This window comes from Photobacterium frigidiphilum, assembly GCF_003025615.1.
Classification (GTDB): domain Bacteria; phylum Pseudomonadota; class Gammaproteobacteria; order Enterobacterales; family Vibrionaceae; genus Photobacterium; species Photobacterium frigidiphilum.
Map to the genome: position 1 here is coordinate 29,683 of NZ_PYMJ01000037.1, position 16,462 is coordinate 46,144.

Consider the following 16,462-nt stretch of genomic DNA (forward strand, 5'->3'; position numbering starts at 1 on the left):
ATACGTTTAGTTGAATAATATGTCAGAGAATTTTACTTCTCGTGTGTCATTAAAACGGGATTTGAAACAGCCTTGTTTAAGAGAATCACAATAAACGCCATTACTGAGTGAATAACGCGTTGTGTCGAAGTTTTTGGTGCCGATAGAGTCGATCACTTTCATGATCTCTTTTTGGGCTTCATCTCCTAAGTATTCTTGGGTAAATGCCATAGAGATACCGAATGAATCAACACAAAATCCCGCTTTTTTATCACATATTACGCCTTTGTATGGTGAGTAGATGTGGGGTGTTAATTCAGTCGTCACTGCCGAGACTGAACCAGACAATATCGTTAATAAGGCTAAGGTAACAAGCTGCTTAATTCGGATTGAATGCAAATGGATGGTATTCATGGTGCTTCGCTTTTTGGTAGTAAATGGACACATAAATTAAGCGTAGCAGTTGATGATAACTTTCATATCTTGATAGCGTGACATCAATGTTTATTGAAAGATTGTGTGAAAATAATTTGTATGACGTTTTACTGGTACTATACCCAAGCATCTTGAGGTGACTTGGGTATACACTGATATAACACACTGTTAGTGAACGAAGTGATTCATTGAATGGCACTCATTTTTATAGGGGGTATTCAGTGTTTACGTGTTTAATTATGTTGAATCAATAGGTGAAAGAATGAATTGGTATTTGGCTGTTTTGAAGAAATATGCTGTGTTTCAAGGACGGGCAAGAAGACAAGAATATTGGTACTTCTTTCTATTTAATATTGTGATTGCGATTGCGCTCGGTATGCTTGATGGTATTTTAGATACCCCAGGGACCCCTGAATCAGGACTTCTTAGTACTCTGTATTCTTTGGCTATTTTAGTGCCAAGTATCGCTGTTGGGGTTCGTCGATTACATGATTCTGGTCGGAAAGGCTGGTGGATGCTAATTGGTTTGTTGCCTTTAATTGGCGCATTAGTTTTGTTGTATTTCTTCATTCAAGATAGCCAGCCAGGTTCTAATGAATATGGCGAAAACCCTAAAGAAAATAATAATGAAAGTGGTCAAATCAGTATGTAGCTGGGGTATAAGACTGTTGGTTTACGTGATTTCGTTATCAAACTGATAGAATCAAAAAGCCCGAATATCTTGAAATAGTATATTCGGGCTTTGTGTATTCTTAGCAAAAGTTTTTTAGTGATAATAGTTTTACTTTTAAAAATCAGCTTGTTGCTGGTGTGCTGTTTCAATTGTCGCCATTGGTTAGCCATTAAAACGAATCAGCGTCGAATCGAGCAAATCTAGCTTCTGTTATAGAGCAGTTAGTTATCTGCATTAGCTCAGCAAGCGTGATATTTGGACTCTTAAGAACGAGCCTTTTTAATTTATCTTCTATTCGTTCTAGCTTGTCGTTGTATGTAGTAAGTTTATCGTCAATTTTTCTTATTAGAAATTGCATGGCATCCGGTTCTGAGAGCTTTAGCCTTTCTGATAGCAGTTTATATGAGTTTTCATTACCAGTTATCTGCCAATTCCTAGAACGTCGAATTCGTTTGATTTCACAACCACACTCAAGGGCAACGAGTTTTGACTTTTTTGTGTTGTCTGAGCCGATTCGATGAATTAACGAGGGTAGGAGGGTCGTTATGGTTTTATCTGTCATCTGCCTAATAGTGCATTTTTTTGAGTAAAAAAGCCAATCGCATGCAATCAGCTTGTATTAGGATGCGTGGTTCAAATCATATTTAAACGTTCGTATTCAGAGCGACAGATATAAAAGTAGCTCTGAATCAACGTTTCAAAGGCATATCATAAGCCAGAAGCTAATCGTTCTGGCTGGGATGTTGAGGTTGGTTACATTTTTGCAAATTTATAAGTGCGGTACCCGCCAATTAGATTTCGCGCCTTAAAGCCATTGTTGACTAGCTGGCGATAAGCAACGTTACCGCGTAACCCAACCTGACAGTAAATAACAATTTCTTTATTTTTTGGTAGTTCGTGCATGCGCTGACGAAGTTCATCGACAGGAATATTGAGTGTGCCTTCAATGTAGCCACCGTTCTCTAATTCCAAAGGATTACGTACATCAAGCAGCACTTGGTCATCCGTTAGGTTGTCTATCTCATCAAAGTGGATCGGTGTTGCGTCTCCCTTGATGATGTTATTGGCAACAAAGGCAGCTTGGTTGATAACATCTTTTGCGCTGCCATAGGGGGGCGCATAAGTCAGCTCTAAGTGTTGAAGTTGTTCAACCGTCATACCTGCACGCTGCGCAACGGCCATGATATCAATACGTTTATCGACACCATCTTTACCTGCTGCTTGCGCACCGAAAATCTTGCCTGATTTAGGGTCAAACAACATCTTGAACGAAACAATTTCTGCACCAGGGTAATAGCTGGCGTGGCTCGCGGTGTGTACGTAGACTTTTTCATAATCAACGCCATCACGTTTAAGCTGCTTCTCGTTCTTGCCTGTAGCTGCGATAGCTAAATCGAAAATCTTACAAATCGCAGTGCCTTGTGTGCCTTGGTAGCTTTCATTACGACCAAGCATGTTGTCTGCCGCCATCCGACCTTGTCGATTCGCTGGGCCCGCAAGAGGCACAATTGTTTGGTTGCCTGTAACGAAATCAGCCTCTTCAATCGCATCACCCACCGCATAAATAGAGGGATCGCTCGTTTGCATGCTTGGCGTGGTCCAAATGCCCCCTAACTCACCAATTTTAAGCCCAGCTTCTGAAGCAAGTGTCGTTTCAGGACGAACGCCAATCGCCATGATCAGAAGATCAGTTTCTAGTGATTCACTGTTACTGAGTGATAGGTTCAAATGCCCATTAATGTGTTGATGCTCGGTGCTTTCACCAGACTCAAAACTGGCAATGTGCGTCTCTGGTATATATTCAACGTCAGATAGGGCAACACCAAGGCGCAGATCAATGCCGTGATCGCGAATTTCGGCATGCGCAAAGCCAGCCATTTCTTTATCAACAGGCGTCATTACTTGGTCGGCAAGTTCTAGCAATGTGGTTTTAATGCCACGTTGGTGGAATGCTTCCATCATTTCAAGACCGATGAACCCACCACCTACAACTGTTGCGTGTTCGACATTGTTGGTTTCAATCGTCTGAAGGATGCGATCCATATCAGGAATATTACGCAGAGAATGCGTTAATGGATTTTTCACGCCAGGAATAGGTGGAACGATAGGGCCAGCACCAGGGCTTAGCAATAAAAAATCGTAACGTTCAGTGTATTCGTTTCCGTCTAATAGGTTCTTAACGGTCACTGTTTTTTCATTACGGTTAATGTTTACGACTTCGTTCATCACGCGAACATCAACATTAAAACGAGCCAAGAAACTTTCAGGTGTCTGTAGTAATAGTTTGCTGCGATCCTGAATGTCGCCGCCAATATGATACGGTAAACCACAGTTAGCAAACGATACGAACTCGCCTCGTTCGAACATGATGATTTCGGCATCTTCACTCAAACGACGTGCTCTAGCTGCTGCTGAAGCACCACCTGCAACACCTCCGACGATAAGAATCTTAGTCATCTATTACTTCCTTTCAATGCGTATTGAGGTAGCTTGGGTATAAGCTATCCCATTTGCATTATAAGATACTACAAACAATAAATTAGTAAAAGCTAATTAAACACGTACTTTATTAGAGCGATCTTTATTAGTTAAGGCTAAATTACTATTGACTAATTTTTATAGTTTAGTAATCTCTAATTAACGAAATCCATGTTTGATTAGGAAAGAAAACATATGACATTTGAAATCCCATGGGATGCATTACGTGGCGGTATGTTACTTGGGCTAGCCGCAGCGTTGTTATTAATAATGAATGGAAGAATCGCAGGCATAAGTGGCATTGTTTCTGGGTTACTTAAACCCGTTAAAGGTGAAGTGTCGTGGCGGTTTCTTTTTGTTCTAGGCATGGTGATGAGTGGGGCACTGGCACCTTTACTTGGCTTTAACGTACCGGAATCGCTACCTGTCACATCAGTATTTTGGGTTGCGTTGGCTGGGTTACTTGTCGGTATTGGCACGAAGCTTGGTAACGGTTGTACAAGTGGGCATGGGATTTGTGGAATGGGGCGTTTATCTAAACGTTCGATTGTCGCGACTTGTGTCTTTATGGCCGTTGCGTTTGTGACGGTATTTGTCCGTTTACATCTTTTATAAGAGCATGATGAATATGAATCTATTATCTAAGGTGATTGCACTTATAGCGGGGCTGCTGTTTGGATTAGGCATGATGATGTCTGGAATGGTTGATCCCACTAAAGTAATTGGCTTTCTTGATATTGCGGGTGATTGGGATCCTAGCTTAGCATTCGTGATGGGTGGGGCATTGTTAGTGTTTACGCCAATTTACTTGTTAGTGATTAAAAAGCGTGAAAAGCCTGTGTGTAGCCGTGAGTTTCAAATCAGTTCAAATAACACGGTTGATAAGCGTTTAATCAGTGGTGCGGCATTATTTGGTTTAGGGTGGGGTATCGCAGGTATTTGCCCTGGACCTGCCGTTACGTCGGTTTCTGCGTTGAATAGTTCGATGTTGTTATTTATTGCTTTTATGCTGGCGGGTATGTGGTTGGGCATTAAAATTGATGAAAAACGTTCTGCCCGCACGAAGAGGGTACGTTGCTAATTACGACGCTTCACTATATCAGGTTATTCGATCAGTAATTTAATAAGTAATTAGCAGCGTTTGATTATGTTATTGAGTTAGCCATGCTTCGGCATTTTCAGTGTCATTGGGTGGAAAGCCTTTAATGTCTAATCCTGGAAATAACATACCTTCTAGTTCACTGACTTTTCGTATCCATTGTTGTTCGGCAAGTACTGCCACTTTTTTAAATTTACGTGTGTGGCGAAAAAGTTCAGGTAAACGAGTGAGTTCTACACCAATAGCACTGAGTGTTGGGAAATCAAAGTCATGGATGGTATATAGCATAGTGCCATTTTCTACATCTTTGGTTTTATCCACGAATTCATCTAATAGTGCTTTCATTTCTTCGCTATCAAGTTTGCCACCGAATGACATATCAATCCGATTGTCACCACATTGCGTTATTTCAAACATACGTACCTCAACGACAGTTCTTAACCAACTGTACTCATTTTAGTGTACGTTTACCGATTTTAAGATAATAAATAAAGAAAAAGCCGAAAACATATTCTTCTATACTCATCTAGCAAGTATCTAAGAACGGTTATCGGCTTTTATGCTTTGTTACAAAAAGAGTTTATAAACCTGCTACTTTGGCTATTGGAGCTACTCGCATTTCAGAGTATTCGTCATGAAGGCTTTTTTCTGGTGCAAACCATGACAATTTATGAGTAAGCTGTGTAACACTGCCAATGATAATTAATGCTGGGCTTTGTGCATGTTCAGCAATGATGTCTAATGTTTGAAGTGAGCAAGGTAGTACACGTTGCTGCTTGCTTGTACCACGTTCAACAATAGCAACAGGTGTAGAAGGTGACATGCCATTAGCTTCTAATCGACGACGAATTTCACCACTTTGGGTTAATCCCATGTAGAACACTAAAGTGTGGTTTGAACGGGCTAATGAGGCCCAATCAATTTGCTCTTTTTCTGATTTTAGGTGGCCCGTTATAAATTGTACACTTTGCGCATGATCACGATGAGTTAGTGGAATACCAGCATAAGCCGCACAACCCGCCGCAGCCGTAATACCGGGTACCACTTCAAATGGAATTTGGTATGGCAGTAATGCTTCTAGTTCTTCACCACCACGACCAAATATAAATGGGTCGCCGCCTTTTAGGCGAACCACCAACTTACCTTTTAATGCTTGCTCAACCAAAATCTGGTTAATACCCTCTTGCGGTACACAATGGTGTCCTGCACGTTTTCCCACAAAGACTAATTCAGTGCTTTCTGGCGCGAGTGCCACAATATCGTTAGAGACAAGTCGGTCATACACGATGACATCGGCTTGTTGAATAAGACGCAGCGCTTTCACGGTTAGCAAATCAGGATCGCCCGGCCCTGCACCAACAAGTACGACTTTACCGAGTTGAGTGTTATCACGTTTCTGATTCACTGCTTGGTTTAGCTGACTTACTGTATTGATAGTTGCCATTGTATGCTTACTCCGCGTCATTATTCGGTATGTTCAGTCTGGTATTAAGCTGTTTGTGTCACATTGTTTGTCTGTTCTTTTTTTGCAGAAGCAAGCAAAGGACGTTGCGCTTTGGGTGTAGAAAACCAGTAACCCAAGCCTACAAAGACAACACCAGAAATCGTATTACCCACAGTTACCCAAAGTAGATTGTGACCAATGCCTGCTAATGTGAAGGCTTCTTTATGTTCACCAAAGTAAGACAGAGCAAAAATAGTCATGTTAGCCACAGAGTGTTCGAAACCTGATGCGATGAAGGCAAGCAAACACCACCAGATAGCGATGAATTTTGATGAACCTTCAACACGCTGGCACATCCAAATAGCCAGACAAACTAGCCAATTACATAGAATACCTTTAAACAAAAGTACCGACGCTGGGGCGGCTGTTTTTGCCATCGCCACGTTGTTTAATAAGCTGTTGCTATCGGGTAATAATTTACCGCCGCCAGCATAGAAGAACAGTAGGGCAACACCGACAGAGCCAATTAAATTACCCATCCACGTTTGAGGTAGTACGCGTAAGGTATCTGCAACAGTGATTTGACCTGTTTTTACACCAAAAGTAAGGAACATAGTGTGTCCGGTGTATAGCTCAGAGCCAGCGATAATAACGAGTGTTAAAGCAAGACCAAATGTACTACCCATTACCAGTGAACGGATTGATGGATCAACCATATTCCCTAATGTGAAAATCAGAATAATACCTAAACCAACATAAGCACCTGCCATGGCAGAGCTTAGCCAAAATCCAAATTTATCCTTATCTGCGAAATCGACGATACGTGCAGCGGTAGCTGAACATTTCTTGATTGTATCTGCGTACATGTAGTTCTTCCTTAAGTTAAATCGAAATCTTTTTGGAATAGATAAAAGAGGTATCCATACTCATTCCAAAAAGCAGGGAATCCAAAACAACTGGAGATGCTGAATTCCCTGAATGATGTTTCTAACTATTCTATGCTGCGACTTGCACGTCGCCGTTTTCTACTTGTATCTGGTAGCTTTTTACTGAAACGTCAGCGTTTTCTAAACAACGCCCGTCTTTTAAAGCGAACCGTTGTTTTTTCAATGGGCTAGCAACCCAAAGTTCACTATCGTGTTCACAAATTAAACCGCGAGATAACACGTTTGAGCGTGCAAATGGGTCCATGTTGTCGATGGCAAAAAGTTCTTCTGACGCGTAAGGACGAAAGATAGCAACTTGCTCTCCTTCAACAAGGGCACATACCCCAGTACCTGGCATCAAATCGTCAATTGCACAGACTGAAATCCACTGGCTCATACTTTTTCCTCCAATGAAATAACGTAGATTGGCGCTTTTTCATTTTCAGTCGCAGGGCGATGTTGTTCACGCTCTGGAACGAAAACGACACTGCTATCACGCTCTGAAGAGTTAATGAAATGATTGAAACGTTTCAATTGATTGTCATCTTCAAGCGTTGTTGTCCACTCACACTGGAAGCTCGCAATCAGTTTCTCAATATCGGTTTCAAGTTGTGCATTGATGCCTAACTTGTTGTTGATGATCACATCGCGCAGGTATTCGATACCGCCTTCTAAGTTCTCTAGCCATACCGATGTACGTTGTACCTTATCGGCAGTACGGATATAGAACATCATGTAGCGGTCGATGTATTTAAGCAGGGTGTCTTTATCAAGGTCGGTTGCTAATAAATCAGCATGGCGAGGTTTCATGCCACCGTTACCACCCACATACATATTCCAACCAGCATCTGTTGCAATGATGCCAAGGTCTTTACCCTGCGCTTCAGCACATTCACGGGTACAGCCTGATACACCGAACTTCATTTTGTGTGGTGTACGAATACCTTTGTAGCGATTTTCTAGTGCAACACCTAGGGCTGTACTGTCTTGAACACCAAAGCGGCACCAAGTGCTACCCACACATGTTTTTGCCATGCGAAGGGCTTTTGCATACGCTTGACCTGTTTCAAAACCAGCTGCAATCAGTTTTTTCCAAATAGCAGGAAGGTCATCTTTGTGTGCACCGAATAAACCAATACGTTGTGCACCCGTAATCTTGGTGTACAAGTTGTAGTCGTTAGCCACTTGAGCAACGGCAAGTAATGCTGCTGGTGTGACTTCGCCACCCGCCATACGCGGAATAACAGAGTACGTACCGTCTTTTTGCATGTTGCCAAGGAAGATGTCGTGGGTATCTTGCAGTTGCGTATTGTCTTGGGTTAGAACGTAATCGTTCCAGCTAGACGCAAGAATAGAGCCGACGGTTGGCTTACAAACTTCACAGCCGTAGCCTTTACCGTATTTCTTTAATAATTCGTCGAATGATTTGATTTCTTCAACACGAATTAGGTGGAATAGCTCTTGGCGCGAATATTCAAAGTGCTCACATAAGTGATTTTTAACTTCGATACCGGCTTTTGCTAGCTCAGCATTCAGTACTTGTGTAATCAGTGGAATACAACCACCACAACCCGTACCCGCACCCGTTACAGCTTTGATTTCACCTAATGTTGTATGGCCATCTGCAACCGCGGTTGCAATCTTGCCTTTAGTCACATCGAAACATGAACAGATAACGGCTGTTTCAGGTAATGAGTCAGCGCCCATTGATGGCTTTTCTGCACCAGCGTGAGCGGGCAGAATCAATGTATCTGGATGCTTAGGCAGATCCATATCATTAAGCTTAAGTTGCAGTAAATTACCGTAATCGGACGTATCACCGACTAATACCGCGCCTAATAACTTTTTACCGTCTTCAGAAACGATGATGCGCTTATACACCTCTTCGTTTTCATCAAGGTAAACGTAGCTCTTACAGTTAGGTGTACGACCATTCGCATCGCCAATACTGCCTACTTTTACGCCAAGCAATTTTAGCTTCGCGCTCATGTCTGCGCCTTCGAATGTTTTATCTTCACCAATAAGGTGGCTAACAGCAACTTGTGCCATTTTGTAGCCCGGTGCGACTAAGCCGTAGAACGTTTCATTCCACGATGCGCATTCACCAATTGCGTAAACATCTTCGTCTGATGTCAGGCAAGTGTTATTGATTGCAATACCACCGCGACGACCTGTTGCCAAGCCACATTGCATTGCGAGTTTATCTTGTGGGCGAATACCAGTAGAGAACACGATGAAATCGACTTCTAGCGATGTGCCATCAGCAAAGTTCATGGTGTTGCGTGCTTCAGTACCTTCTGCCACTATTTCTTTGGTGTTTTTGCCTGTGTGTACTTTCACACCCAGCTTTTCGATCTTGTTACGCAGTTGCTCACCACCTTGGCGATCAAGCTGTTCAGCCATCAATACGGGAGCAAATTCGATTACATGTGTTTCAACACCCAGTGCTTTTAATGCACCAGCGGCTTCAAGCCCTAGTAAACCGCCACCAACAACCACGCCACTTTTACTGCGTTTTGCTGTGGCTTCAATGGTCTTTAAATCTTCGATGGTACGGTAAACGAAACAGTCTTTGCCTTCGTTACCTTTGATCGGTGGCACCCAAGGATAAGAACCTGTCGCCATGATCAACTTATCGTATTTAATTTCACGACCAGTATTCGAGTAAATGATTTTTTGAGCGCGGTTGATTGTGATAGCACGTTCACCAATAAGGACATTGATGCCGTGTTTCTCATAGAAGCCTTCTTTTACTAAAGAAAGTTCATCTGCAGTGTGGTGCGAGAAGTAAGAAGACAGGTGAACCCTGTCATATGCAATGCGTGGTTCTTCACAGAAAACTGTTACTTCAAAATTTTCCATGTCTGCTTTATCGACAAGTTCTTCGATATAGCGATGGCCGACCATACCGTTACCGATAATTGCCAATCTGACTTTGCTCATAATATCCTCTTAACAAAGGCGTTAAATCTGTTCGCATAATAATAAGTCAGCTTGTGAATAAATATGATGTAAATCAACCACACTTTAAAATAACCCTAAAGGGGTAGCCTTTATTTATCAATGCCTTATGTGTGGTAGTTTTGTTTTTAGCACGCGATATGTAACTAAATTACATTGAATGTGAACTATTTATGATGAGTTATGAATGATAAATTACTAGCTGTACATAATGTGCGGTTGGCTGTTTTGTTTGTGGCGAGAAATGGGATGGGAGAGAGTGTCATCACAAAAAACAATGGTTCATTAGATGGAATGACCAACTATGGCTCATTTATCGTTTTAGGATGTTCCTTTATGAAATAAGGGCTTGCATCTGCGCCTCGATTTGGTAAAACAAAGTATGACCACAAGGAAGCAGGTGTCCAATATGACGATTGCCAATAAATTACTTAGCCCTGCCATTGAAGCTCAAGCAAAAAGGGAAGGGGCACTGAACGCGTTAGAAGCGGTGTATGTAAAAGCCCGGTATGCCAGATTTAAAAAGGTGAACTGGGGTGGCCGTATCTTCGACGGTATTCAATTTGGTGACGGCAGTTTAATTGCAGTGAAGCCCGGTGCTTTTAATCGGTTAACTTTGGTATCGGTTGAACATGAAAGCATGCTTGGGTAGCCTTTTAGTGTAAACCTATTCGCTTAGCTACATCGTGTAATGGCAGATATGCTTACCGATAAATATGATAATTCTTATTCTGAAGCCCTGATGATGGTGTGAAAACACTGTTATCGGGGCTTTCTTGTTTCAATCTTTGATATGTGTCGAGTGTGAGGGGACAAATGTCCTCTTGCTGTTTTCGTACATTCATTACACTGATAGCCACAACAGCAATACCGCTAAATAATAAAAGTAATAACAATTAGAAGGGATAGAACATGGATATACTTGCGTGGTTTGATATCAATAATACTTTGGTGAATATCCCAATTGGTGACGGGTATGCCATGTCATGGATTGAAGCTGTTGGCACCGTTTTTGGCTTACTGTGTATTTGGTACGCCAGCCAAGAAAAAACCATTAATTACGTGTTTGGTCTGATTAACGTTTCTCTTTTCGCGATCATTTTCTTTCAGATCCAACTCTACGGCATTCTGATGCTGCAACTGTTTTTCTTCTGCGCCAATATTTATGGTTGGTATGCGTGGACACGTCCTTCCTCGGAAGACGGCGAGATGTTGGAAGTCCGCTGGCTTAATAAACAAAAAATGGCGTTTACCGCAGCGGTCAGTGTTGCAGCTATCGCTATTATGACGGTGTTTATCGATCCTATTTTCTTTGCTTTAGCCAATATCAGCGTGGATGTATTGAATACCTTTGGTGCCGATTTAGCGCGTCCTGAGTTGTCGCCAGATGCCTTCCCATTCTGGGATTCAGTAATGACGGTATTGTCGATTGTGGCGCAAATCCTAATGACGCGTAAATACGTTGAAAATTGGATGTTGTGGGTAGTGATTAACATGATCAGCGTGTGCATTTATGCGGCACAAGGTGTGTACGCCCTGTCTATTGAATATGCGATTTTACTGTTCATTGCAGCGAACGGTTCACGTCAGTGGATGAATACAGCGAAGCAAAATCAGCAAAGCAAGCAACACGATCAGGCGGCTGAGGTAAAAGCATAATGAGTAAACAACCTCACCTTTGTGTTTCGGCAGAGCAAATTGCCAAGCGTGTAATCGTATGTGGTGAGCCTGATAGGGTTAATCGCATTGCAGCCTTACTGGATGGTGTCGAAATCATTGCTGAAAACCGTGAATACCGTTTGATGAATGGACGATTCAATGATCAGCTCGTCACGATTTGCAGTACTGGCATTGGTGCACCGTCAGCCATTATCGCGCTGGAAGAACTTAACTTGTGTGGTGTGAAGCAAGTGATCCGTGTGGGATCATCGGGCGCACTACAAGTTAATATTGCACTGGGTGATTTGATTGTTGCCGAAGCTGCCGTACGAGACGATGGCGGATCGAAAGCATATGTTTCGAGTGCTTTTCCAGCATATGCAGACCGTCACCTGATAGCGAAGATGGAAGTTTATTTGAATCGCTCTCTGACAATGCCAAATACCGAGCAACATGTCGGTCAGGTGCATTACGGTGTGGTACGTTCACATGATAGTTTTTATACCGATAACGAAGCGCAGCTTTGCCAGCATTGGCATGAGAAAGGCGTGCTGGGCGCAGATATGGAAACTTCGGCGTTACTGACTGTCGGTAAATTGAGGGGCATGCAAGTAGCGTCGATATTGAATAATGTCGTGCTGTTCGAGCAAGATGTACAAGAAGGTGTTGGTCACTATGTAAATGCTGATGCCGTGATGATGAATGGTGAACAACGTGCTGCCTTGGCGGCGTTACACGCTCTGTGTAGTGATTGAGTAACCCACTAACATTATTACGTTTTCTTCTGTGTTTCAGGCTGTATTTAGAAGTTCGGATATAGAATTCCACCTGAAAGCCCAGCATGTATTTCTATTAACATGTGTGGGCTTTCTTAATTTAAATAACCTTGTTTTTAGAAAAGCCTGTTGCACTTATTGCTTAAATCCAGCGCGAATTATGATGTTTAGGTATAATATGTAAGCCAATAATTGCTCGTGAATATGTTGGAAGCCCAACGCTATGCAGATTAAGCCCTATCAGCAAGGACGTTTCACGCGTCACCTTGAAAAACTTTATCCCGCCTTTAAAGCTGCGTTTTATCAATGCCAAACGCATCAGCAGTTCCTATGTGCTGGCGATGAAATTTTGCGTCAGGGACAAACGTTAGAGTACTTGTATGTGGTATCGGTCGGGCGTGTCTCAATGAATATTGCCGCAATGAATGGGCGTCGTTTTCAATTGGGGGAGATCGATTGTGATCATCATATCTTTGGTGAAATGGAATTTTTCAGTGATACCCCTTGCCAGTGGAGTGTGGTGGCAGAAGAAGATCTCGATGTTGATATTATCTGTTTGCAAGCATTGACGACATTGTTGATTGAGCGACCTGAGTTTCAAGTGTTTTTCTCCAGCGCACTGGCTGCGGATTATCAAGACTCGTTAGATATCTATACCCATAGGTTATTGCATCCGATTACTTATAATATCGCTTACGATTTGTGGCATCGCAGCCAAGTGAATGTGATGCTTGGCAACTTCGATAAAGTGACGTTGGAAGCTGAACGGTTTGGCACTTCTAGCCGCGTTTATCGTCGCGCAGTAAAAGAACTGATAGAGAAAGGATTAATAGAAAAAGAGGGTGCGGAAATTTCAATAGTCAGTCTTTCAGCATTAAAAACCTTTATTGACCATTATGATTAGCAGTAAATTTCACGTATTTATAACAAATTATTGTAAAATAATCATTGTGCTTTAGTGCGAAGTTTATTATTTTGCTCAGTGACCGATTTACTGTTCTGACCGGAGCAGTGTAGATGGCAGAATACCTGTCATTGGAAAATAGGGATTACATCGTTTTTGGAGTACGATAAATGAAACACATTTCTGCTGTGCTGCAGTTAATGCCAGCAAGCATACTACATGCAATATCCGCCGCTATACGTTCGGGATCGACCCGTATTGCTTCACGCACCCACGTCTATCTTTCCTATACCTCAAGCCGATTTATGGGCTTTTTTGCTTTTTCAGGTTTTAGTGCTTTTCGATTTTAATCCTGAAATTTCAATCTATTAAGACATCTTCATTCGTTACACCTTTTTCAATTTGATTGCAGTACATGATGAATACTCTTTTATATCAAAGTCTATCATGTCCGGAATTCGCACAACTGACCGAGTATTGCGTACCTTATCTGCAAGCAATGGGGTGTAAACAAGTAACAATTTAGGTATAGGTAAATATATTGTGAATATAAAATTATTGGGTAGCTCGTTAATCATTGCAGGTACCGCGCTGGGCGCAGGTATGTTAGCCATTCCAATGGTATTGGCGCAGTTTGGTCTTTTATGGGGCACCCTTTTGATGCTGGTGATTTGGTTGGGTACAACCTACGCCGCATTGTTATTACTTGAAGCCAGTATTAAATCCGGTGGTGGCTTAGGCATGAACACCATTGCGCGTAAAACCTTGGGTAAAGGCGGCCAACTGGTCACCAACGGTTTACTTTACGCGTTGTTAGTATGCTTATTGATGGCTTACATCATCGGAGCTGGTGATTTAGTGAAGAAGATGCTGCACGGTGTTGGCATTGAAATGTCGATGATGCAGACACAAATCTTGTTCACACTGGTTGCGGGCGTAGTTGTTGCCTCTGGTACTGCTGCTATCGATAAGGTTAACCGTCTGTTGTTTGCTGTGATGGTTGTAGTATTAGGTATCACGCTATTCTCGCTCGTGCCGACTATGTCTTTTGACCACCTTTTAGATGCGGCAAGTAATGATAAAGTTGAGCTAATAAAAACCAGTTCAGTGCTGTTCACTAGTTTTGGTTTCATGGTTGTGATTCCATCACTTGTAACCTATAACAGAGACGCGTCACACCGTGATTTGCGTAACATGGTTCTCGTGGGTTCAGTGATTCCGTTGTTGTGTTACTTATTGTGGCTTTACGCGGTAGTCGGCAACTTGTCTGCTGAACAGTTGGTGAAGTTCTCGAATGTATCTGAATTGATTGCTGCATTGGGCACGCGTTTCAGTGGCATTCAAGTGATTCTGTCTACCTTCACAGGTCTAGCGTTACTGACGTCTTTCTTGGGTGTGGCGATGGCACTGTTTGATCAAAATGCAGATACATTTAAGCAAAATAAAGCCGTTACCTATGTACTTACCTTTATTTTCCCGTTAGTTGGCGCACTTTGGGCTGCTGATCAGTTCTTATCTGTATTGGGTTATGCTGGCTTTATTCTTGTGTTTTTGGCTATTTTTGTGCCAATGGCGATGACAATGAAACTGCGTAGTTTTGAAAAGCAAAAGTCAGCAGGGCATGAAGCAATGGCTGAAGCTTACCAAGCGGGTGGCGGTTCGATTGCTATGGGGCTTAGTTTCGTATTTGGTTGCTTCTTAATTGGTGCTCAGCTGGTATAAAGGGCTGCTAATTACTGATTGTAGAAGTAGTATGTGATCATATGAAGAAGGCGTTTATCGAAAGGTAAGCGTCTTTTTTTGTATTCTGAAAGTGTAAATAGGGAAAATGGGATGCGAAGAAGGCAGAGGTCTTTAACAAACAAGTAGAAATAAGAATGGATGTATTAATATGGGCTTTGAAGGAATAAAGAGGGAAAATAGGGGTAATCAGTTTGACCGAACTGAAAATACCCCTATCTAATGGTAAACCTTTAAGTGACCGAAAAATAAAGGTTTACCGCTAAATCTTGCTCTTTTCCATGGAGTACGAAAACGGGTTCGTTGGAAAACAGCACTACTTAACTTGAAGCGGGAATCATACAAATTTTCATCCCAATCTGCTACAAAAGGCCTGAGTTTTGTCATTGCTACTTTTGATGAAAGTGTAAACTAAACAATACAGCTCAGTTTGAATACACCGATCAAGCACGGAATCTTAGGTTGCTGCTTTGAACCCATGACAGCAGAGCAAACATGCTTTATGTTATTTCATCGGAAAATTAGAAGGATAAGGGTATGTTTTGGACAAAAGCTGAGAAAGTTATTGAGCAAGCACTGGTCAATAATAATCTGCTACCCATTACAACCGAAGCGTGTGTGATCAACGAAGCTGGTATTGATTACTTCGGGCATGTCGTAACACAGAACGCAGAACGTAAATTTCAGTCAGGTACGAAACAAGACAATCCTTTTCTGCCTTATGAAGAAGAAATGTTTGTCGCTGATGCTGGTGAAAGCCATGTTTGTTTACTGAATAAGTTCCCGGTTATATCTCCCCACCTGTTAATTTGTTCCCGTGAATTTGTTCCTCAAACATCGCCTTTAGAGTTACAGGATTTTTGCGCGTGGGTAATGGGTTTCGATAGTGACAATGTGTTAGGTTTTTATAATAGCGGAACGATGGCAGGCGCGAGCCAAGCCCACCGTCATATGCAGCTTGTACAATCTTCTATTCCTTTAGAACACGCTATCATTAATCATGAACTACCGTTTAAACATCACTTGTATCAGTTTGACTCACTCAGTGGTGAGCGATTGTATTTGTGCTATTTAGCGGGATTAAGAGAGCTCGGTATACTGGATAAGAACGGCTTAACCAATGATAATAGCTTACCAAGCGAACAAGTGTGTAAGCCATACAACTTACTACTGACTAAACACTGGATGTTAATGATCCCACGTTCTACTAATCAGATAAATGATGTGTTTGCGAATGGCATTAACTACAGTGGTCGTTTTTTAGTGAAAGAGCCTGAACAACTGGCTTGGCTAAAGGAATACGGCATGATGCAGTTTTTGAAAGACTGTAGTCAGGGGTAGCTTCTAGTTAATACCGCTAGAGAGAAGTAAGTGCAACGAAAAAGACC

At 42.1% G+C, this 16,462-nt stretch carries 18 protein-coding genes; 10 read left to right on the forward strand and 8 right to left on the reverse strand.

Translation table 11 applies throughout. The annotated features are described in order from the left end of the window. Window positions 1–6: 6 nt before the first annotated feature. A complete protein-coding gene (locus C9J12_RS24565) occupies window positions 7–393 on the reverse strand; it encodes a YcgJ family protein (protein WP_041394066.1) in 387 nt (128 codons plus the stop codon). A 283-nt stretch (window positions 394–676) separates the two neighbouring features. Between C9J12_RS24565 and C9J12_RS24570 the strand changes: the two genes are divergently transcribed. Continuing rightward, window positions 677–1,066, forward strand: a complete 390-nt coding sequence (locus tag C9J12_RS24570) for a DUF805 domain-containing protein (protein WP_107245112.1) — start codon at window positions 677–679, stop codon at window positions 1,064–1,066. 190 nt (window positions 1,067–1,256) lie between these two features. Here C9J12_RS24570 and C9J12_RS24575 read toward each other — a convergent pair whose 3' ends face one another. Then, entirely contained in the window at window positions 1,257–1,649 is a 393-nt protein-coding gene (locus tag C9J12_RS24575; protein ID WP_107245113.1) for a ribosome recycling factor family protein, read from the reverse strand. A 191-nt stretch (window positions 1,650–1,840) separates the two neighbouring features. Then, entirely contained in the window at window positions 1,841–3,544 is a 1,704-nt protein-coding gene (locus C9J12_RS24580) for an FAD-dependent oxidoreductase (protein ID WP_107245114.1), read from the reverse strand. Between the two features lie 216 nt (window positions 3,545–3,760). Here C9J12_RS24580 and C9J12_RS24585 point away from each other — a divergent pair, with 216 nt between their 5' ends. Then, complete coding sequence (locus C9J12_RS24585; RefSeq protein ID WP_011218156.1) at window positions 3,761–4,180, forward strand: YeeE/YedE family protein; 420 nt, start codon at window positions 3,761–3,763, stop codon at window positions 4,178–4,180. A 13-nt stretch (window positions 4,181–4,193) separates the two neighbouring features. Continuing rightward, entirely contained in the window at window positions 4,194–4,646 is a 453-nt protein-coding gene (locus tag C9J12_RS24590) for a YeeE/YedE family protein (RefSeq protein WP_107245135.1), read from the forward strand. Window positions 4,647–4,715: 69 nt separating this feature from the next. Here C9J12_RS24590 and C9J12_RS24595 read toward each other — a convergent pair whose 3' ends face one another. From C9J12_RS24595 to nirB, 5 genes are all read right to left on the reverse strand, one after another. Beyond that, the gene (locus tag C9J12_RS24595) at window positions 4,716–5,081 is read right to left on the reverse strand and encodes a SpoIIAA family protein (RefSeq protein ID WP_107245115.1); all 366 of its coding nucleotides are present in this window, start codon (window positions 5,079–5,081) and stop codon (window positions 4,716–4,718) included. Between the two features lie 163 nt (window positions 5,082–5,244). Further along, the gene (gene cobA / locus C9J12_RS24600) at window positions 5,245–6,108 is read right to left on the reverse strand and encodes a uroporphyrinogen-III C-methyltransferase (protein ID WP_107245116.1); all 864 of its coding nucleotides are present in this window, start codon (window positions 6,106–6,108) and stop codon (window positions 5,245–5,247) included. 44 nt (window positions 6,109–6,152) lie between these two features. Beyond that, complete coding sequence (gene nirC, locus C9J12_RS24605) at window positions 6,153–6,974, reverse strand: nitrite transporter NirC (RefSeq protein WP_107245117.1); 822 nt, start codon at window positions 6,972–6,974, stop codon at window positions 6,153–6,155. A gap of 130 nt (window positions 6,975–7,104) precedes the next feature. Next, window positions 7,105–7,431, reverse strand: a complete 327-nt coding sequence (gene nirD, locus C9J12_RS24610) for a nitrite reductase small subunit NirD (RefSeq protein ID WP_107245118.1) — start codon at window positions 7,429–7,431, stop codon at window positions 7,105–7,107. Further along, window positions 7,428–9,977: a nitrite reductase large subunit NirB gene (nirB, locus tag C9J12_RS24615; protein ID WP_107245119.1), complete on the reverse strand. Its 2,550-nt coding sequence runs from the start codon at window positions 9,975–9,977 to the stop codon at window positions 7,428–7,430. The genes nirD and nirB overlap by 4 nt, the downstream gene beginning before the upstream one ends. Before the next feature lie 201 nt (window positions 9,978–10,178). Between nirB and C9J12_RS30845 the strand changes: the two genes are divergently transcribed. The 7 genes from C9J12_RS30845 to C9J12_RS24645 all read left to right on the forward strand — a co-directional run bounded on the left by C9J12_RS30845 (window position 10,179) and on the right by C9J12_RS24645 (window position 16,415). Further along, entirely contained in the window at window positions 10,179–10,340 is a 162-nt protein-coding gene (locus C9J12_RS30845; protein ID WP_170111878.1) for a hypothetical protein, read from the forward strand. Window positions 10,341–10,404: 64 nt separating this feature from the next. After that, entirely contained in the window at window positions 10,405–10,647 is a 243-nt protein-coding gene (locus C9J12_RS24620; protein WP_041394072.1) for a hypothetical protein, read from the forward strand. A 260-nt stretch (window positions 10,648–10,907) separates the two neighbouring features. Next, window positions 10,908–11,654, forward strand: coding sequence for a nicotinamide riboside transporter PnuC (gene pnuC / locus C9J12_RS24625; RefSeq protein WP_107245120.1), 747 nt, complete (start codon window positions 10,908–10,910; stop codon window positions 11,652–11,654). Then, the gene (locus C9J12_RS24630) at window positions 11,654–12,409 is read left to right on the forward strand and encodes a nucleoside phosphorylase (protein WP_107245121.1); all 756 of its coding nucleotides are present in this window, start codon (window positions 11,654–11,656) and stop codon (window positions 12,407–12,409) included. The genes pnuC and C9J12_RS24630 overlap by 1 nt, the downstream gene beginning before the upstream one ends. Before the next feature lie 244 nt (window positions 12,410–12,653). Further along, window positions 12,654–13,334, forward strand: a complete 681-nt coding sequence (locus C9J12_RS24635; protein ID WP_107245122.1) for a Crp/Fnr family transcriptional regulator — start codon at window positions 12,654–12,656, stop codon at window positions 13,332–13,334. A 543-nt stretch (window positions 13,335–13,877) separates the two neighbouring features. Then, window positions 13,878–15,056: an amino acid permease gene (locus tag C9J12_RS24640; RefSeq protein ID WP_107245123.1), complete on the forward strand. Its 1,179-nt coding sequence runs from the start codon at window positions 13,878–13,880 to the stop codon at window positions 15,054–15,056. A gap of 555 nt (window positions 15,057–15,611) precedes the next feature. Continuing rightward, window positions 15,612–16,415: an ATP adenylyltransferase family protein gene (locus C9J12_RS24645; RefSeq protein ID WP_107245124.1), complete on the forward strand. Its 804-nt coding sequence runs from the start codon at window positions 15,612–15,614 to the stop codon at window positions 16,413–16,415. Window positions 16,416–16,462 lie beyond the last annotated feature (47 nt).